This is a genomic window from uncultured Brachybacterium sp. (assembly GCF_947500705.1).
Classification (GTDB): domain Bacteria; phylum Actinomycetota; class Actinomycetes; order Actinomycetales; family Dermabacteraceae; genus Brachybacterium.
Window position 1 is genome coordinate 26,938 of record NZ_CANMSY010000007.1, and the last position, 23,250, is coordinate 50,187.

Annotated in this window: 20 protein-coding genes and 1 pseudogene; 10 read left to right on the top strand and 11 right to left on the bottom strand. The window is 71.1% G+C overall.

Annotation, left to right across the window (positions count from 1 at the left end):
• Both Q0937_RS12610 and Q0937_RS12615 read left to right on the top strand, forming a co-directional pair.
• The gene (locus Q0937_RS12610) at positions 1-408 is read left to right on the top strand and encodes a permease prefix domain 1-containing protein (protein WP_299304141.1); all 408 of its coding nucleotides are present in this window, start codon (positions 1-3) and stop codon (positions 406-408) included.
• Positions 369-992, top strand: coding sequence for a hypothetical protein (locus Q0937_RS12615; RefSeq protein WP_299304143.1), 624 nt, complete (start codon positions 369-371; stop codon positions 990-992). Before Q0937_RS12610 ends, Q0937_RS12615 begins: the two co-directional genes overlap by 40 nt.
• Before the next feature lie 18 nt (positions 993-1,010).
• On the opposite strand, the gene Q0937_RS12620 is transcribed toward Q0937_RS12615, so the two are convergent.
• Positions 1,011-1,349, bottom strand: a complete 339-nt coding sequence (locus tag Q0937_RS12620; protein WP_299304144.1) for a biopolymer transporter Tol — start codon at positions 1,347-1,349, stop codon at positions 1,011-1,013.
• An 11-nt stretch (positions 1,350-1,360) separates the two neighbouring features.
• Positions 1,361-1,843 carry a pyridoxamine 5'-phosphate oxidase family protein gene (locus Q0937_RS12625; RefSeq protein WP_299304146.1) on the bottom strand — a complete coding sequence of 161 codons (483 nt, stop codon included), beginning with the start codon at positions 1,841-1,843 and terminating at the stop codon, positions 1,361-1,363.
• Between the two features lie 132 nt (positions 1,844-1,975).
• Between Q0937_RS12625 and sbnA the strand changes: the two genes are divergently transcribed.
• The 3 genes from sbnA to Q0937_RS12640 are packed head-to-tail and all read left to right on the top strand — an operon-like array spanning position 1,976 to position 6,504.
• Positions 1,976-3,085, top strand: coding sequence for a 2,3-diaminopropionate biosynthesis protein SbnA (gene sbnA / locus Q0937_RS12630; protein ID WP_299304147.1), 1,110 nt, complete (start codon positions 1,976-1,978; stop codon positions 3,083-3,085).
• 16 nt (positions 3,086-3,101) lie between these two features.
• Positions 3,102-5,000 carry an FAD/NAD(P)-binding protein gene (locus Q0937_RS12635; protein WP_299304151.1) on the top strand — a complete coding sequence of 633 codons (1,899 nt, stop codon included), beginning with the start codon at positions 3,102-3,104 and terminating at the stop codon, positions 4,998-5,000.
• A gap of 22 nt (positions 5,001-5,022) precedes the next feature.
• Complete coding sequence (locus Q0937_RS12640) at positions 5,023-6,504, top strand: Y4yA family PLP-dependent enzyme (RefSeq protein WP_299304153.1); 1,482 nt, start codon at positions 5,023-5,025, stop codon at positions 6,502-6,504.
• A gap of 88 nt (positions 6,505-6,592) precedes the next feature.
• Here Q0937_RS12640 and Q0937_RS12645 read toward each other — a convergent pair whose 3' ends face one another.
• Together Q0937_RS12645 and Q0937_RS12650 are read right to left on the bottom strand one after the other, a co-directional pair.
• Positions 6,593-7,522, bottom strand: a complete 930-nt coding sequence (locus Q0937_RS12645; RefSeq protein ID WP_299304155.1) for a biopolymer transporter Tol — start codon at positions 7,520-7,522, stop codon at positions 6,593-6,595.
• A 231-nt stretch (positions 7,523-7,753) separates the two neighbouring features.
• On the bottom strand, positions 7,754-8,764 hold the full coding sequence (locus tag Q0937_RS12650; RefSeq protein ID WP_299304157.1) for an NAD(P)/FAD-dependent oxidoreductase: 1,011 nt from the start codon (positions 8,762-8,764) through the stop codon (positions 7,754-7,756).
• Positions 8,765-8,812: 48 nt separating this feature from the next.
• On the opposite strand from Q0937_RS12650, the gene Q0937_RS12655 reads away from it, so the two are divergent.
• From Q0937_RS12655 to Q0937_RS12675, 5 genes and pseudogenes are all read left to right on the top strand, one after another.
• Complete coding sequence (locus tag Q0937_RS12655; RefSeq protein ID WP_299304159.1) at positions 8,813-9,379, top strand: helix-turn-helix domain-containing protein; 567 nt, start codon at positions 8,813-8,815, stop codon at positions 9,377-9,379.
• A 34-nt stretch (positions 9,380-9,413) separates the two neighbouring features.
• Positions 9,414-9,563, top strand: a pseudogene (locus Q0937_RS12660) (uS14 family ribosomal protein); the annotation flags it as partial.
• Positions 9,564-10,133: 570 nt separating this feature from the next.
• Positions 10,134-10,379 (top strand): 50S ribosomal protein L31, encoded by a 246-nt coding sequence (locus Q0937_RS12665; RefSeq protein ID WP_299304161.1) that lies wholly within the window; start codon positions 10,134-10,136, stop codon positions 10,377-10,379.
• Between the two features lie 177 nt (positions 10,380-10,556).
• A complete protein-coding gene (locus tag Q0937_RS12670; protein ID WP_299304163.1) occupies positions 10,557-12,089 on the top strand; it encodes an FAD-dependent monooxygenase in 1,533 nt (510 codons plus the stop codon).
• A 110-nt stretch (positions 12,090-12,199) separates the two neighbouring features.
• The gene (locus Q0937_RS12675) at positions 12,200-12,472 is read left to right on the top strand and encodes a type B 50S ribosomal protein L31 (protein ID WP_299304165.1); all 273 of its coding nucleotides are present in this window, start codon (positions 12,200-12,202) and stop codon (positions 12,470-12,472) included.
• A 220-nt stretch (positions 12,473-12,692) separates the two neighbouring features.
• Here Q0937_RS12675 and Q0937_RS12680 read toward each other — a convergent pair whose 3' ends face one another.
• From Q0937_RS12680 to Q0937_RS12710, 7 genes are all read right to left on the bottom strand, one after another.
• On the bottom strand, positions 12,693-13,865 hold the full coding sequence (locus tag Q0937_RS12680; protein WP_299304167.1) for a Gfo/Idh/MocA family protein: 1,173 nt from the start codon (positions 13,863-13,865) through the stop codon (positions 12,693-12,695).
• Between the two features lie 159 nt (positions 13,866-14,024).
• Entirely contained in the window at positions 14,025-15,941 is a 1,917-nt protein-coding gene (locus Q0937_RS12685) for a beta-galactosidase family protein (protein ID WP_299304169.1), read from the bottom strand.
• A 308-nt stretch (positions 15,942-16,249) separates the two neighbouring features.
• Positions 16,250-18,265, bottom strand: a complete 2,016-nt coding sequence (locus tag Q0937_RS12690; RefSeq protein ID WP_299304171.1) for a beta-galactosidase — start codon at positions 18,263-18,265, stop codon at positions 16,250-16,252.
• 80 nt (positions 18,266-18,345) lie between these two features.
• Positions 18,346-19,704: a serpin family protein gene (locus tag Q0937_RS12695; protein WP_299304172.1), complete on the bottom strand. Its 1,359-nt coding sequence runs from the start codon at positions 19,702-19,704 to the stop codon at positions 18,346-18,348.
• A 305-nt stretch (positions 19,705-20,009) separates the two neighbouring features.
• Positions 20,010-20,957, bottom strand: coding sequence for a carbohydrate ABC transporter permease (locus tag Q0937_RS12700; RefSeq protein ID WP_299304174.1), 948 nt, complete (start codon positions 20,955-20,957; stop codon positions 20,010-20,012).
• On the bottom strand, positions 20,954-21,838 hold the full coding sequence (locus tag Q0937_RS12705) for a carbohydrate ABC transporter permease (RefSeq protein WP_299304175.1): 885 nt from the start codon (positions 21,836-21,838) through the stop codon (positions 20,954-20,956). Before Q0937_RS12705 ends, Q0937_RS12700 begins: the two co-directional genes overlap by 4 nt.
• Positions 21,835-23,169 carry an ABC transporter substrate-binding protein gene (locus tag Q0937_RS12710; RefSeq protein ID WP_299304177.1) on the bottom strand — a complete coding sequence of 445 codons (1,335 nt, stop codon included), beginning with the start codon at positions 23,167-23,169 and terminating at the stop codon, positions 21,835-21,837. The genes Q0937_RS12705 and Q0937_RS12710 overlap by 4 nt, the downstream gene beginning before the upstream one ends.
• Positions 23,170-23,250: the final 81 nt, after the last annotated feature.

The following is a 23,250-nucleotide window of genomic DNA, read 5'->3' on the forward strand; positions in this document are numbered from 1 at the left end:
ATGACCACCACCTTGACCGAGCGCTACATCAGCGCCACGACCGGTTCCCTCCCGCTCGAGACCCAGAGCGACGTGCGCGCCGAGCTCGAGGCCTCCATCGCCGACGCCATCGAGTCGCGTCTCGAGCAGGGCGAGGACCCTGCTGAGGCCGAGCGCGCCGTGCTCACCGATCTCGGTGACCCGGTCGCCCTCGCCGCGAGCTACACCGACCGGCCGCTGCACCTGCTGGGACCGCGCTACTATCTGGCCTGGTGGCGGCTGCTCAAGCTCCTGCTGGCCATCGTGCCCGCCGCCGCTGTCGGCGGTGTCGCCCTCGTCCAGGTCATCATCGGCGCCCCGGCGGGGAGGTCATCGGGCAGGCGATCAGCGTGGGGATCTCCGCCACCGTGCACCTGTTCTTCTGGGTGACGCTGATGTTCGTCATCCTGGAGCGCACCGGGTCCGATACCGGCCACGACTGGGATCTCGACCAGCTGCCGGAGCCGCGCCCCACGGGGGCGGGCCGCTCCGAGGTGGTCGCCTCCGTGGTGTTCGCCGGACTGATGATCGGCGCGGTGCTCTGGGACCGCTTCCGCGGATTCGTGCAGATCGACGGCCAGGCCCACGACCTCCAGATCCTCCACCCGCAGCTGTGGCCCTGGGCGCTGCTCGGCATGGTCGTGCTTCTCCTGCTCGAGGTCGGTCTCGCCGTCCTCGTCCATCTGCGCCGCGGCTGGACCACGGGCCTGGCTGTCGCCAACACCGCTCTCGCGGCGGTGTGGGTCAGCGTGATCCTGACCCTGCTGGGCAACGAGCGCCTGGTGAATCCCGAGTTCATGGGCCTCATCCTCCCCAGCGACGGGAGCGGGCCGGACACGGCTCGCGTGGTCGTGGTCCTGTTCGTGCTGAGCGTCATCGGGGTCGCTGCGTGGGACACCATCGACGGCTGGCGCAAGGCCGGTCGTGAGGCGAAGCATCGGGCGACGGTCCGCGAGACCGGCCTGCCGGTCTGATCTCTCGGCCCGCGATCCTCACGGAGCGGAGCAACCCGTGACGTCCGTGGAGCGCAGGCGGTCCAGGCGTTCGCGGGCCCGCTCCGCACGATCGGCCGGCCCCATCTCCCACCAGGCCTCGCCGCGCTCCCCCAGGCCCTCCTTGGCGAGCTGGACCCGGTCCCGCCAGGCCCGCACCTCGTCGGGGTCCTGGGACCTGCCGATCGCGGAGCGGGCCCGCCCCAGCTCGGAGCGCAGGGGGCCGGTGATCTCCTCGGCGAGATCGGGGTCAGTGGCTCGCCACCGGCGGCCGCGCACCACGATGTATCGACCGTCGGGTGTCCGCTCCGGGCCCTCGTCCCCTCCCGGCTGACCCATGACGTCCGTGGTCAGAGCTCGGTCGTGGCGGTGCCTCCGGGCGGGCGCTCGCCGGACACCTTCGCTTTGAGGATCTGCGCGATCCCGGTGGCCTTGCCTCCAGGCAGACCCCAGAACTGGGCGGATTCGCCGCTGACCCGCAGCAGCCCCAGATTCGGGTCGTCCGCGCCGCCGGGGAAGTAGGCCTCCGCCCGTTTGGTCCACAGCTGCTCGACCAGGGCACGGTCCTCGACGAACTCAGCGCTCCCGGCCACCGACAGCCACGACCCTGCCTGCGAGATCGAGAGGTTCACCTGCGGGCCGCTGCGCAGCGCCTCGGCCTGCCCACCCTGCAGTCCGACGAAGAACCAGACGTCCCCGTCATCGGTCACGCCCTGGACGGACAGGGGGTGCGACAGGAGCTTGCCGTTCGGAAGGGCGGTGGTGAGCATGACGATGTCGGCGTCGCGGAGCGTGTCCACGACGTCCTTCAGTGCCAGGGTGTCGTCGGTCATCTGGGATCCTCCCGTGTCGCCGGTGCTGTCCCGTCCGACGGTACAAGCCTCCTCCTGTCCCGGGCGCGGAACCGACCGTTCGGTACCGAACACCCCTCGTCGCGAGCCCCGCGATGCCGTATTTTGACGAAAGTGACCACAGACTTCGCGCAGCCAGCCCCGGAGCCCCGCCTCGGCACCTCCGGCGCCGTCGCTCTCGGCATCACCGTCGGCATCTCCGCCGCCGTGGGCCGCACCCCCCTGATCCGTCTCGACCGTCTGTTCCCGGACTCCGGGATCGAGATCCTCGCCAAGCTCGAGTCCGTCAACCCTGGCGGCAGCACCAAGGACCGTCCGGCGCTGGCGATGGTGCGCGACGCCTTCGCACGCGGGCACCTCGTGGCCGGGGGCACGGTGGTCGAGTCGAGCTCCGGCAACCTCGGGGTCGCCCTGGCACGAGTGTGCTCCACGCACGGGGTGAACTTCGTGTGCGTGGTCGATTCCCGCACCAATGCCACCACGGTGGCCACCATCCGGGCGCTCGGCGGGCAGGTCGAGATGGTCTCGGAGCCCGATCCGGAGACCGGGGACCTGCTCACCGCCCGGCTGCACCGCGTCGAGCAGCTGCTCGCGCAGATCCCGGGCGCGGTGAACCTCTACCAGTACGGCAATCCTGCGAACCCCGGCGCTCACGCGGCCGGCACCATGGCCGAGATCGCCGAGGCCACCGATCATCGCCTGGACGTGCTGATGGCGGCCGTGAGCACCACCGGCACGATCGCCGGGTGCACCGCGTACCTCCGCGAGAACTCCATGGACACCCGCACGGTCGCGGTCGACGCCGAGGGCAGCGTCCTGTTCGGCGGCACGGCTGCACCGCGCCCGCTGCCCGGATTGGGTGCGGGCGTGGTCACCGACATCTCCCGCACAGTCGATCCGGATCGCGTGGTGCGCGTCAGCGGGCTGGACTGCGTGGTCGGGGCGCGCCTGCTGGCCCGCCGCGAGGGCATCCTCGCCGGCGCCTCCACCGGCGGCATCGTCCACACGCTGGGCTCCCTGGTTCCCGAGCTGGCGCCCGGCTCGCGGGTGGCGTTCATCGTGCACGACGGCGGCGTGCCCTATCTCAGCACGGTCTACGACGACGACTGGGTCGAGCAGACCCTCGGGGCCGACGCCGACGCCCTCGCCGACGCCACCGCATCATTGCAGGCCACGGCATCCCGGCAGGCCGCCGCGCGACGTGGCGGGCCAGAGCGTCCATGAGCACCCAGGACACCCCGTGACCGGCGCCGACGCGACCGGTCCCGGGCGACGGCTGGCCGTGGTGGGAGCGGGACCGAAGGCGCTGTTCGCCCTCGAAGCGCTCGCGGCGCGCCTCACCGCAGACCTCGCCGCCGGCGCCGGGGCCGTCAGCACCCGGACGGCCGGCGCCGCCGTCGTGGACGTGACGGTGCTGGACCCCGCCGGGCCTCCCGGGACCGGCGCCGCCTATGCCCTCGACCAGCCGCCCTACCTCCGCCTGAACGTCACCGCGGGGATCCTCGATGAACCCGCCACCGGGACGGGGACGTCGTTCCCCTCCTGGGTGCGCCGGGAGCACCCCGGGCTCGCCGAGGATCCGTATCCGCCGCGTGCCGTCGTCGGCGCCTATCTCACGCAGCGGTGGGCATGGATGGAGGACTCGCTGTCCCGCGTCGGCACCCTGCGCCACCTCCGCTGCCGGGTCGTCTCGGTGGAGCCCCGTGGTGGACGGTGGGGGGTCGGGATCGAGCAGCCCGCCACGGCCGACGGCGCGGCGCCCCGGGAGATGGCATCCACCCTGCTCGATCGGTTCGACGAGGTGCTCCTGGCGACCGGCCATGCGGCCCGCCACCATGGCGCGCTCGCCAGGTCATGGGGCGGCCCGCTCCCCCTCCGACCTGCCGTGCTCCCGGTGGAGGCCATGCTCGGTCCCGAGCAGATCCCTCCCGGGGCCCGGGTGGCGGTCCGAGGCGCGGCGCTGACCTTCCTCGACGCCGCGCTCGCCCTCACCGAAGGGCGGGGCGGCAGGTTCGACCCGGATCCCCGTCGCGAGAGGACGGTCGTCCACGTCCGGGGAGCGGAGGAGCCGGCCACGATCCTCCCGACCGCGCGCCACGGCCTGCTGCTGGACGCGAAACCCGATCCCGGCACGCCGCTGCCTCCCGTCGGCGCCGCTGCGATCGAGGACGGGAAGCGGCGTCTCCGGGCCGCGACCAGCTCCCAGGGGGAGATCGCCCGGGATGTGGTGCTCGATGTGGTCCTCGATGCCGCGACCGCCATGCTCCGGGGAACGGGAGTCTCCGCCGCCGAGCGGTACCGCGCGGTCGAGCACACCCTCGCCACCGGTGCCGAGCCCGACCTTCCCTCCGGCCCGGGTCGGGCCGAGCGGGCCCTGCGCCGCAGCGTGGCCGTGGCGGAGGGTGCCCGTGCGCCGGGCCCCGCCTGGGCGCTGGGCCGCACCTGGTCCGCGCTCTACCCGCTGATCACCGCCGGTCTCCGCGGCAGCGACATGACGGTGGCCGAGTGGGACGCCTTTCGTCGCACCGCCCAGGTGATGGAGAGATTCGCCTTCGGGCCGCCGCTGGTCAATGCCCGCAAACTGCTGGCCATGCTCGATTCCGGCGCGGTGGACCTGTCCTGGCTCGAGGCAGGCACTGCGATCGATGCCCGCGGTCTCCAGGGGATCCCGCAGGGTGCCGGGGCCGCAGACCTCGTGGTCGACGCGGTGCTGTCCCCGCCCGGGGTCGTCGGGATCGCCGACGAGCTCACGGAGCACCTGCTCCGGTCGGGTCTGGTGAGCGTCCGCCCAGGACGACGCGGGGCGATCATCGATCCCGACGCCACGGCGCGCCGGGCCGACGGGAGCCGTGCGGAAGGACTCGCGCTGCTCGGCCGCCCGACGGAGGACCACGTGATCGGCCACGACACCCTCAACCGGCACCTGCACAGCGAGATCGAGCACTGGGCCGCTCGACTCGCACACACCCTGAGGGATCCCGTCGGACGCGCGATCGACCGCTCCGTCGGGCGCTCCATGAATGGACCTGCCGGGGGCCTCGCCGCAGGGAGGATGGGCGACGGCGCGGCCGAGGGCCGTTCTCCGGGAGAATCCACTGCAGACGACCCGGCGGCGAGGTCCGCCGCCGGAACGCACTGAGAGAGCAGGGAGAGCGCAGGGAATGACGACGACAGCGCGCACAGAGGGCCTCGGCACGGACGATGCCGTGTCTGAGGGGGACGGCCTGCGCACGGGGTGCCGGGGCATCCCGTCCCTGTCGGCACGGCTCGAGCCGTGGATGCGGGAGCTGCTCGCCGACCCCACGGCGTGCGCGGCGCTGCTCGAGGAGCACGGCAGCCCGCTGAACGTGCACGACTTCGGCGCGCTCACGCGCAACGCGGACGAGCTGACCGCCGTGGCCGACTCCGAGGGCGTCGCCCTGAGGATCTTCGTGGCCCGCAAGGCCAACAAGACGCTCGGGCTGGTCCGCGCCGCGCACGCGGCCGGGCTGGGACTCGACGTGGGCAGCCATCGCGAGCTCTCCCAGGTCCTCGATCTCGGCGTGCCCGCCGACGACGTGGTCGTCACCGCCGCCATCAAGCCGGCCCCGCTGCTGCGCCTCGCGCTGGATTCCGGAGCGATGCTCGTGCTCGACAACCTCGACGAGGCCGCCGCCGTCTACGCGGAGATCGCCCGCGAGCCGCTCGACCCGCCGCGGCCCGTCGCGCTGCGTCTCGCGCCGACGCCGAGCGACGTCGTGGGCCCCACCCGCTTCGGCGAATCCGCCTCCAGCTGGCAGAGCTGGGCCGGATCCCGGGAGGGCTCCCGCGACGGACTGCAGATCCAGGGGATCCACTTCCACCTGCACGGCTACGACCCCCTCGCCCGAGCTCATGCCCTCGGCGAGGCCCTCGGCCTGGTCGACGCCCTGCGGTCGAGCGGCCACCCCGCGAGCTTCATCGACATCGGCGGCGGGATCCCCATGTCCTACCTCGATGATGCCGAGCAGTGGGCAGCGTTCTGGGAGGCCCACGACCACCAGAGCGACGATCCGACGGATTCTCTGACCTGGCGCGGGGAGCCGCTGCGGCAGGTCTATCCCTACCACCAGCAGGTGGTGCGCGGTCAGTGGCTGCGCACCCTCCTCGGAGCGGAGGTCCAGCCCGGGGTCCGCGCCGCCGACGCGCTGCAGGAGCGGGAGCTGGAGCTGCGCTGCGAGCCCGGCCGGTCGATGCTCGACGGCTGCGGGATGACCCTCGCCCGCACCGTCCAGCGCACCACGACCAGCGACGGGATCCCCCTGATCGGCCTGGAGATGAACCGCACCCAGTGCCGTTCCACCTCCGAGGACTTCCTCGTCGACCCGATCCTGGTGAGGACCGGCGGGGAGGCGTCGGCCCCGGTGGACGCCTTCCTCGTGGGCGCCTACTGCATCGAGGCCGAGCTGATCCTGCGGCGGCGCCTGCGCTTCCCGGGCGGAGTGGCGATCGGCGACGTGGTGGCGCTGCCGAACACCGCCGGCTATCTCATGCACATCCTCGAGAGCGCCTCGCACCAGATCCCGCTGGCCTCGAACGTCGTGCGCGGTCCGGGCGGGATCCGGCGGGACCGCATCGATGCCGTCCCTCCGCAGCGCCCGTGGACGGACGCTGCGGGCGACTGACGAGCAGTCGGTTCGACCTAGAGGTCCGGGCCGACCCGTCAGGAGCCCAGCGCCCGGTCCGGCGCCGTGGCGGTCGACCGCTCCGGGATCAGCTCTGCAGCGGATAGTCCACGTAGGCGAGCCGGCGGGAGTCCGGCGCCCAGCTGTTCACGTTCATGGTGCCCTGCCCACCGAACACGGCGGCCAGATCGCGGATGCCGGTGCCGTCGGCTGCGCCCAGGCGCAGGATCACCTCGCGATCCGCCGGGTGCCCTTCGGTGCCGGGCGGGAAGCTGACGTAGGCGAGGCGGGCACCGTCCGGAGAGAGGTGCGGGAACCAGTTCACGCGCTCATCATCGGTGAGCTGCTCCATCCCGGTGCCGTCGGGTCGCATGCGGAAGAGCTGGGCGTGCCCGGCCACGGTGCGGGACCGCTCGGAGTTGAAGTAGATCCAGGCCCCGTCCGGGGAGTACTCCGGGCCGTCGTCGGGGAACTCGTCCTCGGTGAGCTGGGTGCTCTCGCCGCCCTCAGCGCGCATCGTGAACAGGTTCGGGGGCACCCAGGACCCGTCGGAGCGCCGCTGGACGCCGGTGTAGGCGAGCGTGGCACCGTCCGGGCTGACGCCATGGAGGTAGTGCAGGAGCCCGTCCCCGAGGGTGACTTGCTCGGCGGGGCCACCGGTGAGCAGGGCTCGGTGGATGTGGCTGTCGTCGGCGGAGACGAACACGTGCTCCCCGTCGGGATCGAGCACGTGGTCATTGTTCAGAGGCGCCATGCCGTCGAGCGGGATCCGCTGCGGCGCACCGCCGGTCCGGTCCGGGCGGTCCAGGTCCCCGCCGACGTGCAGGTCCCCGTCCCCGTCCAGGTCCAGGCGGAACAGGTGGCCGTCGCCGTTGAGGATCAGCGCGGCGCCGTCCAGGGTCCAGTTCGGTGCCTCGTACAGCACTGCCTCGGACTCGTGGAGGATCTGGTCCTCCCCCGTCTCCACGTCGAGCACGTGGATCCGTGAGCGCTGTCCAGGGGCGAGGGCGCGTGGCATGGGAGTCCTTGTCGTCGACGATCCGCGCGGGGGCTGGGCTTCCCTCGTCCCCGGTCCGGCTCCGGCACCCGGCTGCGGCATCGCTGGGTCCAGGCACAGCACCCTATCCGACCGTCGGAACCCCTCGACTGCCCGGAGCCGCGAGTGCGCACGTCATGCGCTCCCGAAGCCGACGGAAGGTACCGCTGCCGGCCCTGCACCCCCGGTCGCGCTCCACTGGACGCGGCGGGCTCAGGCGGCGCGGCGCGCCCGGTGCGCGGCGATCGCCGCGTCGGCGTCGGCCATCACGAGCATCCCGTGGATGTGCCCACCGGCGAGCGCGCCGCCCGCCGCGGACGCCCCGACCTGGGCGGCAGGGTCTGCGGCATTGCCGGCGACCCACACTCCGGGCACCTCGGTGGCACCCGCGTTGCCGGCGGCGATCTTCTGCCCCATCCCGGCGGGCATCTCCTCGAGGGTGAGCCCGAGGTCCTCGAGCCCGTCGAGGCGCGGGCTCAGCACGGTCGCGGTGGTCAGCACGGTGCGCGGAACCAGTTCTCCGCCGACGAGCCGCACCCCGACGAGGCGGCCCTCGGCGTCCGCGACGATCTCCTCGACCGGGCTCTCGATGACAGCGATGCCCAGCGCCTCGAAGCGCTCACGGGTCTCGGCGTCGATCTCGACCCCCTCGGCGGCGAAGACCGTGATGTCCTCGCTGAGGGCACGGAACATCACGGCCTGATGGAGGGACATGGGGCGGGTGGCGAGGACGCCGATGGCCTGGTCGCGCACCTCCCAGCCGTGACAGAAGGGGCAGTGCACGAGACTGCGGCCCCAGTGGGCGGCGAGCCCCGGGATCTCGGGCAGCTCGTCGCGGGTTCCGGTCGCGATCAGGAGTCGACGGGCGGTGAGCAGGCGGCCGTCGGCGAGGACGATCTCGAAGCGGAGGTCCCCGTCGACCGCCGGGGCGGCGGCGCGAGTGGAGGCGACCTCCCCGGCGACGATCACGCCGCCGTACCGGCGCACCTCGGCGCGGCCGCGCGCCAGGTACTCCGCGGGCGGGGTGCCCTCATTGCCGAGCAGGCCGTGGATTCCCTCGGCGGGGGCGTTGCGAGGAGTGCCGGAATCGATCACGACGACGTTGCGGCGGGAGCGGGCGAGCATCAGCGCGCCGTTGAGACCGGCGGCGCCGCCACCGATCACGGCGACATCCACGAGGTCGGCGGGCAGGTCCTGGAACTGGGAGGCATCTGTGGTGTTCATGGCTGCCACGCTAGACACGCCTTGCCCCTTATGCATAGCATCTTGCCCATGACGCAAACTTCCGAGGGTGTGGATGGCCTGGTGCGCCAGCGGCTGCGTGCCCTGCGCCACGCCCAGGGCCTCTCGCTCGGCGACCTCGCCGAGCGCGCCCACCTCAGCCCCTCCACCCTCTCCCGGATCGAGAACGGTCAGCGCCGCCTCGCGCTCGATCAGCTGGTCACCCTCGCCCGCGCGCTGGACACCGGCCTCGACGAGCTGGTGGAGATGCAGAACCAGGAGGTGGTCTCCCATCCGAGCACGGATCACGGGCAGGACGCCCTGCGCTGGCGGATCCGCCACGCCCCGGACTCGGTGATCCTGCGCCGGCGCGTCACCGGCCCGCCGCCAGCGCCGGATCGCCTGCGCGCCCACCCCGGACACGAGTGGCTGGTGGTGCTCTCGGGGACCCTCACCCTGCTGCTCGGCGAACGCCGCTACCGGGTCGACACGAACCAGTCCGCCGAGTTCGACACGATGCTGCCCCACGCCTTCGGCGCCGAGGGCGGCCCGGTGGATGTGCTGATGATCGTGGACCCCGAGGCACGGAAGGGGCACCGGGACGACGAGGTCCCCTGACCCTCGAGGTGGGCCAGCTCGTCCTCGATCACACCGTCGGCCGCGACGAGGGGCCGCCGCAGGGCGGAGGCGTTCTCGTGGACCTCATAGCGCAGGGCCACGGCTCCTAGGGGTCTCCCGGGTGCGCTTCCGCGAGATGGCGCACCGCGGCGAGCTGCCCGGCATCACGAAATCCAGCTGGTGACCACGGCGCCCCGCAGCGCCGGCCTCACCTTCCTGACCCGCTCCGCACGGCGGTCCGGATGTGTCGTGGCGACACGCACGTCCGGGCCGTTCTGCTGGTCGACGGGCCCGAGCCCCGGCACCACAGGTGATCCCGTCGGCCCTGGGAATAAAACCCTGGGCTTCTCGGTTGATCCCTGATATCGTCCGACGAGTTCATGGGTGGTCGAGCCCACGAATCGGACTGACGATGTGTCGTCACCAGGCGGAGAAACCCGCCACCTGGGCGTGGAATCCGCCTGCTCGACCATTGCGAATCCCGCGGCTCGCGCACTGCCATGACGGCAGCGCATCCCGAGCCCGCCTCGCAGGGCCTGCGCCCTCGCGCCGCCTCCATCCCGCCGACTCGGCGGCCTCCCGTGGAGCATCGCGACCGGTGCGCGCCACCGGCCTCGGCCCCGCCCCAGCGGAGCCCGGCCAGCGACCATCCGCCCCAGCGGACACCTCGCACCCCGCGCAGCATGCGCACCCCGGCGTTCCGCCGGACCCAGACATCCGTCGGCCCAGGGCCGACTCCGAAGGAGCAGTTCCCATGCAGTTCACGACCAAGAATCACGAGCACCACAGGCAGTCCCCACAGTCGCATCTCGTCGTCTTCCGCGACCAGAGCGCGGGCCTGCGCTATCTCACCCGCTCCACCCGCACCTCGGAGCACACCACCACCTGGGAGGACGGCAACGTCTACCCCGTCGTGGAGGTGGACGTGTCCTCCGCGGCGCACCTGGCGCGCCAGCAGGCACGTCACCCCCAGCGGGAGCTGGCCGGCGCCGCGGCCTGAGCCGGGCGGGGTCGGCCGCGCCGACCCCTGCGCACCGACCCGCCGGCCCGGCACGAGTCGCGGACCGGCCGGCCCGGCATGAGCGCTCCACATCACGCGCATAGCGCGCGCCGCAGCCCGGGTCTACCGTGGAGCCAGGGCCCGCCGCGGGCCGCCGCGAGACGAGGTGCCGCTGTGATGAGAACGCAGGAACCACCGCTGCGAGAGACCGAAGTGCTGGTCGTCGGCGCCGGACCCACCGGCCTGATGGCGGGACTGGTCCTCGCCCGACGGAATGTCTCTGCGCTGGTCATCGACCCGAAACCGGGCCCCACCCGGGAGTCTCGGGCGATCGTGATCCAGGCCCGCAGCATGGAGATCCTCGACCAGCTGGGACTTGCCCGGACCGTGCTGGAGAGTGGCCAGAGCGCCCTCGGCGTCCGCCTGCGCGGCGGGCGCGCCGCTGCCGGGATCGAATTCGCCACCCAGCAGCAGGGCTGGACACCCTTCCCCGGCGCCCAGATGTTCGAGCAGAACCGCACCGAGACGCTGCTGGGCGAGACGCTCGCCGCAGAGGGCCGGCCGGTGCTGTTCGGGCACGGGCTCGTCTCGTTCGAGGTGCAGCCTGCGGGCGGTGACGACAGGGTCCAGGCGCTCGTCGAGGGCCCGGACGGCCCGCTGCGGATCCGCGCCCGGTGGCTGATCGGGGCCGACGGCGCGAGCTCCCCGGTGCGTCACCAGCTGGGACTCGGCTTCGACGGGGTGACGGACGATGCGACCTTCTGCGTCGCCGATCTGCACGGGGTCGAAGGTGCTCCGTCCGATGCACTGTCGGTGCGCTTCGGCCAGGAGCGCTTCGCGCTGCTCTTCCCGCTGGGACCACACGGCCACGCCCGGCTGATCTGGCTGCATGGCGACGCCGAACCCGACCAGGAGCAGGCTCTGGCCGGCGCCTGGGAGGACCTCGGCATCCGCTACGAACGGGTCGACTGGTTCTCGGCCTACCGGGTCCATCACCGGGTCGCCTCGACCTTCCGCGCCGGTCCCGTGTTCCTCGCCGGCGACGCGGCCCATGTGCACTCCCCCGTGGGTGGTCAGGGCATGAACACCGGTCTGCAGGACGCTCATCACCTGGCGAACCTGCTGGCGGAGGTCGCCGACGGGCATCTCGACCACGCGGCGCTGGACCGCTACCAGGACGAGCGCCGGCCGGTGGCCCTCACCCTGATCCGGGCGACGGATCGCGCCTTCGGGGCGATCGCCCGGCCGGGCCGGCGCAGTGCTCTCCTGCGCCGACGGGGCCGGGATGTGCTCGCGGTGCTCGCACCACGGCTGCTGCGCACCTCGTTCGGCCCGTACGCTGCGGGGCTGCTCGGGCAGTATCGGATCCGGTATCACCCAGTGCCGAAGGGGCAGGCGACGCCGCGCTGGGCGCGCGACCGGGCCGTCGGTCTGCGGCTGCCGCCGACGGAGGCGAATGCGGCGGCTCTGCGCGCGATGGCCTGGCAGCTGCACACCTACGGGTGCGGTGCGGACCGGCCCGCCGCCGCTCCCGGCTGGATCGAGGGACCTCTCCCCTTCCCTCCGGATCCGCTCGGACGGCTGCAGAGGGACCACCTCTACCTGGTGCGGCCGGATGGCTATGTCGCAGCATCCTGGCCGGTCCACGCCGGGGCGGTGGCGACGGTCGACATCGACGCGGCCCTCACGGCGTACGGCGCGATCCGCTGAGCGGCACCATTCCCGCCTCGTGATGGCCCGTCCGACAAATCTTCTCCGGCGCGGGAATACTCAGCCCTGCCACTCCGTTGAACTTTCAGTCATCAACGGAGGAGATCCTCATGCAGAAGAACATCCACCCCGACTACCGCCCCGTCATCTTCCGTGACCGGAGCGCAGACACCGCCTTCCTCACGAACTCGACTCGCACGTCCGAGCGGACCGTGACCTGGGAGGACGGACGTGAGTACCCGGTCATCGACGTCGAGGTCTCGGCGGCCTCGCACCCGTTCTGGACCGGACGCAGCGGTGTGGTCGACACCGCCGGCCGCATCGAGCGCTTCCGCCGCCGCTACGGGGGCAAGGTCGTCACCGCCCACCCCGCTACGGCCTGAGCACGCTCGCCCGCCGCGGCGCGAGCCGCTCAGCCATCGCGAGAGGTGGGGATGGCGCTGGTCATCGGGGCTCCTTGTCATCGGGGCTCCTTGCGCGGCATCGATGCCGTGGGCGACGGGCTGGTGTCTGAGCGCGATGCTGCGAGCTGCGGCGCCGCCACGACCGCCCGCGCGACCGCCTGCGGACGGCCCGGGCGACACGGGAGGCGACGGTGAGGCCTCAGACCTGCCCGTCGTCGAAGTAATCGCGCAGCTCCTGCGGGACCGGCGGCACGTCCAGCGGCACCCCGCCGCTGCGGATGGACTCCGCGCCGTAGACGCCGGTGGCCACTGCTTCGCGCGCGGCGACGGCGGAGACCTCGGTGGTTCCGCCGGAACGGGCGAAGCGCAGGAATTCGGCGACCAGGCTGGGATCCGCACCCCCGTGGCCGCCGTCGGCCCGGGCGATCACCTCGACGGCGTCGGGCCGGCCGGGGCCCGAGCGGCGCGACTCCCAGAGGTGGATCTGGTCCCCGCTGTCGTCGCCCATGTTCTCGATCCGACCCGCGTCCCCGATCACCGTGTAATTGCGGAAGTAGTCCGGGGTGAAATGGCACTGCTGGTAGGAAGCGAGCACGCCGTTGTCCAGCGTCATGTTCAGCATCGAGATGTCCTCGACGTCGATGACGGGATTGAGCTCCTTCTGAGCGGTGGGAGGCCAGATGTCGGCGTCGTACCAATCGCGCATCAGCCGGTCGGAGTTGTCGCGCCGATCGGTGACGTCCCCGTAGACGGCGAGGTCACCGATGCCGGAGACCCGGCGTGTGTAGCCGCCGGCCAGCCAATGGATCACGTCGATGTCATGGGCGCCCTTCTGCAGCAGCAGGCTCATCGACTTCGCGCGCTCGGCGTGCCAGTCCTTGAAGTAGAAGTCGCCGCCGGCGCCCACGAAGTGGCGGCACCAGATCGCGCGCACCCGGCCGATCCGGCCCGAATCGACGATCGCCTTCATCTGCCGCACCACCGGCATATGGCGCATGTTGTGGCCGATGTACAGCCGGGCCCGCTTCTCCTTCGCGAGCGCGAGCATCGCGTCGGTGTCCTCGACACTGATCGCCATCGGCTTCTCGCAGAAGGTGGGGATCCCAGCATCAAGGGTGGTCAGCGCGACCGAGGCGTGCGCGAAGTCCGGGGTCAGGATCATGACCGCGTCGACCTCATGGTCGGCCAGCAGCTGCTCGACGGAGTCCACGGTCGGGATGTCCTCGCCGAGCGCCTCGCGCGCGTTCGCTTTTCCGCGCTCGCTCGGATCGGCCACGACGGTGATCGCCGAGCCCTCTCCCGGCTGATGGGCGTGCAGGGCGACGGTATGGCGCGAGCCGAAGCCGATGACGCCGATGCGGAGGTCGTTCATGAGGGGACCACTTTCACGAGGAGCCGGGACAGCACTGCTTCATCGTCACAGCTTCGCAGCCGGAGCGCAGTGCTCCTCCGTGGTGAACTGATGTACACATGGTGTGAAAGCATTTACGATCTGCGTCACCCTGTCAAGGGGAACACGTTCCCCGCGCTCTCAGCGGTCGGTGCGCCCGAACACGTGCTCCGCGGCGAGCGCGAGCTGTACGGGCTGCTTCTCGAGGTCCAGCAGCAGCACCTCGTTGCGACCCTCGCGCACCAGCGGCGCGGGGACGTAGAGGGTCAGCTGCGGGCCGATGTTCCAGTAGCGGCCCACGCAGAAACCGTTCACATAGGCCACCCCGTGGCCGGCGTCGGAGACGTCGAGGAAGGTATCCGCAGGGCTCTCTGTCTCGAAGGATGCTCCCACCAGCACCGGCAGCGCATCGGCGTCGGGCGCAATCGGATCGGATGCTGCGACATCGGGAGCTGCTGCGTCGGCCCCGTCGGCGAGCGCGGGGGCGGCCTCGAGCAGCGCGGCCAGCTCCTCCCCCATGTCCTCGAGCGGCCACGCGTCGGCCTCCCAGCCGTTGAGGAAGCGGATGCTCTGCCAGACGCCGCCGAGGATGCCCTTGCGCTCTCCGAGCTTCGGGCCGAAGTTCACGCGGCCCAAATTCTCGACCAGGATCTCGACGCGCACGGTGCGGTGACCGCCATCCGGCAGCAGACGTTCCACGAAGGGGGTCAGTTCGACGGTGGCCGGATCGATCTCGTGCTCCTCGTTGCCGACCACGCCGGTCGCGCCGAGGTAGAACCCGTCGACATACACCCACGCGCGGTCGTGCAGGTCGTAGAGCTTCAGCGGGGAGATCTCGCGGCGACCGTCGCGCTCGATCGCCTGGATCTCGATCTCTCGCGAGAGGCGCAGCACGCCTCGCTCGAGGCCGAGGTCCTCGAAGGCGGGCGGCATCGGGTGCACCCCGGCCGTGCGCGTGAAGCGGTCGGTGCCGCGCAGGGAGGCGACTTTCTCGATCGCAAGCGCACCCGAAGGGAGGGTGGCGGGCTTCTCGGCGAGGCCGAGCTGCGCAAGGTGCTCCTCGAGCGAGGGCAGCTCGCGATGGGCGGCGATGACCTCGCGGAAGGCGCGGAACTTGTCGGTCAGCGCGCCGTTCTCGGCGATCGGGGCGTCGTAGTCGTAGCTGGTGGTGGTGGGCTGCAGGGTGCCGTCGTGGTTGGCGCCGGCCTGCAGGCCGAAGTTGGTGCCGCCGTGGGCCATGTAGAAGTTCACGCTCATGCCGTGCTCGAGCATGTCGGCGAGCTCGCCGGCGGCGTCGCCGCCGGTGCGCTCGTGGTGCTCCTCGCCCCAGTGGTCGAACCAGCCGTTCCAGAACTCCATGCACATCTGGGGCTGAGCGGGCAGCTCCCGCTCGGCCATCGCCAGCACCTCCAGGGTGCGGGAGCCGAAGTTGACGGTGCCGAGCGCCCCGTCGACGGTGCCGCCCGTCAGCCACATCCGTGCCGGCCCGTCGGAGGTCACCAGCAGCTCCTCGATGCCGCGCTCGAGGAGCCCGTCGCGCAGGTGCGCGAGGTATGCCTTGTCGTCACCGAAGCTGCCGTACTCGTTCTCCACCTGCACCATCACCACGTTCCCGCCGCGGGCGGCCTGGCGCTCGGCGATCACCGGGATCAGCTCGTCGAACCAGGCGTCGACCAGCTGCAGGTAGGGGGCATTGCGGTTGCGCAGGCGCAGGTTGCGGTCGGCGAGGATCCAGCCGGGGAAGCCCCCGTTCTCCCATTCGGCGCAGATGTAGGGACCGGGGCGCACGATCGCGTCCAACCCCTCCTCGGCGGCGATGTCGAGGAAACGGCCGAGGTCCGCGAAGCCCTCGAAGGTGGTGGTCTCGCGGGCCGGCTGGTGCACGTTCCAGGCCACGTAGGTCTCCACCGTGTTGCAGCCCATCACGACCAGGCGGCGCAGCCGGTCGCGCCACTGCTCGGGATGGATGCGGAAGTAGTGGAGCGCACCGGAGATCACCAGGTGCGGCTCCCCGGCGCGCAGGAAGCCGTTGGGGGTGGGCTGGAGCAGGGCGGTCATCGTCGAGAGTCCTCTCGTGTGAAACGTATTGCACAAGTGTGTCAGGCGGAGCTGAGCGCGGGAAGTCCACGGCAACGGGGCGGTGTGTGCCGCGGCATCACGCGCGACTCAGCCGGGACCTTCATCGCGCACGCCGGGCCGGCCCGTGGCATCACGCGCCTCGGGCCGACCGTCGCATAGTCGGCGGTCCCGGGCCGACCGTTGCATAGTTGGTGTTCTGGGGCTTGAGAGCGCCCACTGCGCAACGGTGGACGGAAGAGGGGCGGGGCAGGGCGGCGGGACGCAGGGCACGTGCCAGGCCCCGCCGCTCAGCTCTCCCGGATCACTGCCACCGCGCCGGCGGGCACGGTGTGGGCGCCGACCGCCTCGGTGCCCGTGAGCAGCTCGCGGCCGTCGACCTGCACCACCTGGTCCCGATCGGAGTGGTTGAGCACGAAGAGGTAGGTGGTGCCGTCCTCGGCGAAGCGGCGCACCGCCTCGACGTCGCGGTGCAGGCCGGGCACCGCCGGCTCCACGCCCGCGGCACCGGCGATCTCCTCCACCAGGGCCTCGAGCCCCTCGGCCGAGGGCCGCGCGGCGACGTACCAGGCGGCGCCGCCCTCCTCCCCCACGACGTTGCGGGTGATCGCGGGCCAGCCGTGCAGCGGCCCGTCGGCCCAGGAGCGCATCGCCTCGGCGCCCTCGAGGTGCGTCTTCTCGCTCCACAGGTCCGCCGCGGTGCCGTCATCCAGATGCAGGATCTCTCCCTCCTGCAGCGCGTAGAACTCCTCGGTGCGCACACCGAGCAGATCCCGGAAGGCGCCCGGATATCCGCCGAGGTGGATGTGCTCGTTCTCGTCCACGATCCCGGAGAAGAAGGTGATGACCACCTGCGCTCCGGCGCGGGCGGCCGCGGCCAGGCGCTCTGCCTCTGGCGCGCTGACCGTGTAGAGCGTCGGGGCGATCACCAGCTCATAGCCGGTCAGATCTGCGCTGGTGGGGACGATGTCCACGCCGATGCCGAGGTCCCACAGCGCGGTGTACCAGCGCAGCATCTCCTCGCTGTAGCGCAGGGCCTGGGTGGGGTGGGAGTCCAGCTCGCTGGCCCACCAGGAGGGGTAGTCCATCACCAGCGCCACCCGGTTCAGCACGCGGCTGCCATGCACCGGGGCCAGGGATCGCAGCGCCCGGCCCAGCGCCACGGTGCCGCGCCACACGTCGGTGTCGCGCCCGCCGTGGGGCACCATCGCCGAGTGGAATTTCTCGGCGCCGGCCCGGGACTGGCGCCATTGGAAGAACATCACCCCGTCGGCCCCGCGGGCGACGTGCGAGAGGGAGTTGCGCAGCATCTCCCCGCGGCCCTTGGTGCGGTTGCGGGGCTGCCAGTTGACCGCGGAGGTGGAGTGCTCCATGACGATCCACGGGTCGCCGCCGGCGACGCCGCGGGAGAGGTCCGCGGCGAAGGCCAGCTCGATCTGACTGCGCGGGTCGGCGGCGATCAGGTAGTGGTCGTTGGCGACCACGTCCACGTCCCCCGCCCAGGAGAAGTAGTCAATCCACTTCGTGGCGCTCGAGAGCATGAAGTTCGTGGTGGCGGGGACGTGCGGGGTGACCTCGCGCAGCACGTCGCGCAGCGCCCGGTAATGGGTCAGCAGCTCATCGCTCGAGTAGCGGGCGAAGTCGAGCTGCTGGCTGGGGTTGGCGTAGGTGGGGGCGGCGCGCGGCGGCAGGATCTCCTCGAAGGAGTCGTAGCGCTGGGACCAGAAGGCGGTGCCCCAGGCGTGGTTCAGCGCTTCGATGCTCTGGTAGCGCGCCTCGAGCCAGCGGCGGAAGGCCACGGCGGCGTGGTCGGAGAAGTCATGGGGAACATGGCAGCCCAGCTCGTTGTCGACATGCCAGAGCGCGAGCGCGGGATGCTCCTGATAGCGCTCGGCCATCACGCGGGTCATCCGCAGCGCGTACTCGCGGAATCGGGGCGAGGAGACGGCGTAGGCCTGCCGGCCTCCCTGGCCGAGCACGGTGCCGTCCTCGGTGACCGGGAGTATCTCTGGGTGCTTCCGGGTGAGCCACGGCGGCGGGGAGGCGGTCGCGGTGGCAAGGGCGACCTTGATCCCGGCATCGGCGAGGTTGCCCATGACCTCGTCGAGCCACTCGAAGTCGTACTCGCCCTCACGCGGCTCGAGCATGGCCCAGGAGAAGATCGCGACGCTGAGCAGACTCACGCCCGCCTCGCGCATCAGCTCGATGTCCTCGAGGCGGACTTCTCGGGGCCACTGCTCGGGGTTGTAGTCCCCGCCGTAGGCGATCCCGTGGACTCCGAGCGGCCAGGGGCGTGCAGCGGTCATGTCTCCTCCATTGCGAGAACGATCCAGAAGTGCGTCTGACCAGGGTAGTCGCCAGCAGCGCTGCGGCCCGGGACTGTCCGTCAGCGGGTCTCGGTGGGATCGCCGATCCAGCCGACCACCAGCGGGGCGAGCGTGGAGCGCTCATAGGCGAGGAACAGGAACGGCGCGTCCAGCACGAGCTCATGGTCAGGAATCTGGGCAGAGGTCTCGGCCATGATCACCGCAGTCGCCGCAGCGGCCTCCATGCCCTGCTCGTCGATCGTGATCACGGCCTTCTGCAGCACCTCGTCGATCACCAGTTCCGCCGTGCCGGTGATGCCCGAGAAGTCGGCCGCGCTGCTGAAGGCGTCGGTCATGCCGAGGCTCTCGAGCGTTCCCTTGAGCGAGGAGTCCCACCCGATGTCGAAGGCGGGGACGGTGAGCTGAGTGGAAGCGTGGGAGTCCTCGAGGCCGCTCAGCAGGGCAGCAAGGCCGGAGCCCTGCTCGGAGGCAGCCTCTGCCCAGGCGTCGAGGACCTCGGCGAGCCCGCCGATGGGCTGGACGAGCGCCAGCGCGAGGTCCTCGCCATAGGTGTCCAGGGAGGTGGCGCGGCAGGTCCCGTCCTCGTACCAGGTGGAGGTGCTGCCGTGGAGCAGCTCGGCGCTCAGCTCCTCACCGTCCGCGGTGGTGAAGGTGCCGCCGCTCTTCGTGAGCTCCTCGGGCCAGGCGGCCTTCAGATGCAGGGCGTTGACGAGCACCAGTCGGGTGTCGGCGGTCAGGATGCCCTCCGGGAGGAGCTCTTCGATGAGGTCGTCCGTGGACTCCTCGACCCAGTCGTTGATCCCTTGCCGCGCCCCCTCCCGCGTGGCGTCATCGGTGAAGTCCGCCTCGAAGACCCCGCTGCCGAACCAGGTGGCGAGGTCCTCGAGGAAGCTCTGCTGGACCTCGAAGCCCTCCTGGAGCCAGGTGCCGTTCACGAGCGAGGCGACCGCCGGCTCGGGCGCTTCGTCGTCATCCTGCTCCCGCTCCTGCTCGCCGACGGTCGCCAGCAGCTGCGAGAGCGTGTTCGCGCCCTCGGCGAGGTCCTCCATGCTCCCGCCGAGCACCTCCTCCATCTGGGAACGGGTGCTCCCGGCCGCGCCCATCCCGGCCATGGTGAGCGCGACCTGCGCAGACAGCGGCGAGCAGACCGCATTGACCTCGGAGCGGTCGATCGCGCCGAGCATCCTCGCGGTGAAGGGAGCCACCATGTCGCCGGCGCCCTCCGCCGGGCCCGGCTCGGCCCGCGGGAGCTCCGCGCTGAGATCGGGCTCGGCCCCGCCGTCGCCCTCCGTGCCGCAGGCGGTCAGGCCGACGGCGGCCAGCGGCAGGGCCGCTGCACCGGCGAGCACCACGCGGCGGCCGAGCGAGAGACGGCCCAGCGGCGAGCGTGGCGGGAGGCCGGGAACGTCAATGGTCATGCCGCTATCAAAGGCGATGCCCCACCACGGACGCAAGAGGCGGAGCCGCTGTGCTGGGTGGCGCGCTCACTGCCGGGCCATCCCCTTCCGGGGGATGCATCGACGCGGTTCTGCCGCTGTGACCCCGCTCCGCCGACTCTCCCTCCCCCCCCTGTCCCGACCCCTGCCCTGGTCCCTACCCTCAAACGCGATTGTGCGCTGTGCTTCCAAGAACGGAAGCACAGCGCACAATCGCGTCGGCGCAGGCCGGGTCGGCCCCTGTCAGCGCGGGCCGGGCCGCGTCCTCTCAGGCCGATGGCCGGGGGTCAGCCCTTGACCGAGCCCTCTGTGAGGCCGCCGCGCCAGAAGCGCTGCAGCACCAGGATGAGGATCGCCAGCGGGATCACCGAGAGCAGGGCGCCACCGATGGTGAGCTGGTAGAACTCCGGCAGGCGATCCGTCTGCGCCCGCCAGTTGTCCAGGCCCAGGGTGATCGGGTACAGCTTCTCGTCGGCCAGCATGACCAGCGGGAGCATGTAGTTGTTCCAGATCGCGACGAACTGGAACAGCAGGATGGTCACCAGCGCGGGGGTCAGCTGCGGCAGGGCGAGGCGATGGAACAGGCCCAGCTCCCCCACCCCGTCGATCCGGCCCGCCTCGAGCATCTCCTCGGGCACTGCGGCGCTCGCGTAGATCGAGGCGAGGAACAGCCCGAACGGGCTCACCAGCGAGGGGATCAGCACCGACCAGTAGGTGTTGGTGATGCCCATCGAGCTGAACAGGAAGAACAGCGGCAGGGCGACGGCGGTGCCGGGGACCAGCACTCCCCCCAGGACCAGCGCGTACACGAAGTTTCGGCCCCGGAAGCGGTACTTGGCCAGGGCGTAGCCGGCGGCGGTGGCGAAGTAGGTCGCCAGCACCGAGCCGACGCCCGCATACAGCAGGGAGTTCAGACCCCAGCGCGGGAAGATGCCGCCGTTCGCGTCGAGCACGGCGCGCATGTTCTCCAGCAGCTGGAAGTTCTCACCGAACCAGAAGCCGCTGGTGCCGAACAGGTCCTCGGTGGACTTGGTGGCGTTGATGACCACCCAGTAGACGGGGACCAGGAAGTAGAGCGCCACGATCGCCAGCAGTGCGGTGACGATGATCGTGGTGGTCGGCTTGCGACCGGCGTCGCGGGCTCCGGCGCGACCGTCTCCTCGGGCTGCCTTGGCGGCGTTGCCGAGCGGCTTGCGTCGTCCGGTGGTCGTCGTGTCGATCTCGGCGGTGCTCATGAGCGCTTCTCCGTCCAGTTGGAGACCCCCAGCGCGACCGCCGAGAGCAGGAAGGCGGCCAGTGCGATGATCACGGACTGCGCCGCCGCCATGCCGATGTCGTTGTACTGGAACGCGAAGGCGTAGGCGGACATGTTCGGGGTGTACTCCGAGGTGATGCCTGCGCTCATGGTCTGCAGCAGTCGCGGTTCGGCGAACAGCTGCAGGGTGCCGATGATCGAGAAGATGATCGTGAGCATCAGAGCGGGGCGGATCAGCGGCAGCTGGATCGCCATCGCGACCCGGAAGGAGGTCGCGCCGTCGATCTTCGCGGCCTCGTACAGCTCACCCGGGATCGACTTCAGCTGCGCGATGATGATCAGCATGTTGTAGCCGGTGTAGGTCCAGGTCACGATGTTCGCAATCGACCACAGCACCATGCTCGGGCCCAGGAAGTCGACGTCGATGCCGACCACTGCCAGGACATCCACGATCGGCGAGAGGCCGGGGATGTACAGGAACGACCACAGGATCGTGGCGATCACGCCGGGGATCCCGTAGGGCAGGAAGTAGGTGGCGCGGAAGAAGCCCGGCCATTTCGCCGAGGCGCTCTCCAGCAGCAGCGCCAGGATCGTGGCGGCCACGATCATCACGGTCACCTGCACCACGCCGAACAGGATCATGCGCCCGATCGACTCGATGAAGTTCGCGTTGGTCAGCGCGGCGAGGTAGTTGTCCAGGCCCGCGAAGACGCTCTTGGTGCCACCCTCCCCCAGCAGGCCGGAGCGCTCGACTCGGGTGAAGCTGTAGCCGATCGCCATGATGATCGGAATGATCATCGTGCCGATGAACAGGACCAGGAAGGGTGCCAGCAGCACCCACGGGGCAGTTCTCGATCTCATCGCGCCTCCTCCGCGTTCAGGCCGATGGTGCGCATGATCTCGACGATCTCCGTCTGCGCCGCGGCGAACATGTCTGCGAGCGGGACCTCGCCGGTGACGGCGGTGGTCATGCCGTCCCCGACGATGGCCTGGACCCGCTGCATCAGCGGCGCCCAGGTCCACTCGAGGTTCTGACCCTCGGCCATCGGCACGATGACCTCCTCGTTGTAGTTCTGGCCCGAGAAGAACTCATCGGGCTGCTGGCGGCTCTCGCCGATGTAGTCGGCGGCCGGGGACCAGCCGATGCCGGAGTGCTTGATCATGGCGTCGATCCCGGCGGGGTCGGTGCACATCCAGGTCAGGAACTCGAGCGCCTCGGCGGGATGCTGGCTGGTGGAGGACACCGCGGCCGCAGAGCCGCCGTGGCCGCCGGAGGCATAGCCGTCGGGCCAGGTGGGCATGGGCGCCACGGCCCACTTGCCCTCGCCGTCGGGGACGGTCTTGACCAGCGCGTCGGACCAGGAGCCGCTGATGGAGGCGAGCACGTTCCCGTCGGCCGCCGCCGCATACCAGGGCGTGGTGAAGGAGCCGTAGCCGGTGCCCACCAGCTTCTCGGCGAAGATCCGGTCCCAGTACTCGGCGACCTGCATCGAGGCGTCGCCGGTCATGTCGACGATCCACCCGTCGCCCTCGGGGCGGAACCAGTTGGCGCCGGCCTGCATCACCCAGGCGATCGGGTGGGAGCCGTCGGAGGGGTCGAGGCTGATGAGCATCTTGCCGGCCTCGGAGACGATGCCCGCGGTCTCGTAGAACTCGTCCCAGGTGGCGGGGGCCGCGAGGCCCAGCTCCTCCTCGAGCACCGCACGGTTGTAGAAGGTGGCCACAGGGCCGGTGTCCTGCGGGACGCCCCAGATGGTGTCGCCGACCTTCGCCTGAGTGATCGCACCCGGATCGAAGAGGGACTCCTTCTCGTTGAAGCCGTAGCGGGAGAGGTCCACCAGCGCGCCGGCGAGCGCGAACTCGGGGATCTGACGCAGCTCGACCTGGGCGATGTCCGGCCCGCCGCCGGCGGCGATGGCGGAGAGGATCTTCGCGTAGCCGCCGCTGTTGCCTCCGGGGATCCACGTGGCGTCGACCTGGATCCGGTCCTGGGACTGGTTGAAGACATCGCAGACGTTCTGCAGGTCCTTGAGCCAGGCCCAATAGCTGAGGTGGACTTTGCCGTCCGCCGGCGGAATGGTGGGCTCTGCGTTCACCTCTCCGGGGTTCGGCGGCGCGCAGGCGGCAAGGCCGGCGGCGAATGCCGCACCGCCTCCCGCCAGCGCGGCTCGGCGTGAAAGACGTGGCGTCATCGCTCTCCCTGTCACAATTCGTCGGTGAATACCCCCAGAGCGTAGCGCCGATCCGGTGGATGGCAAGGATGCTACCGTGAA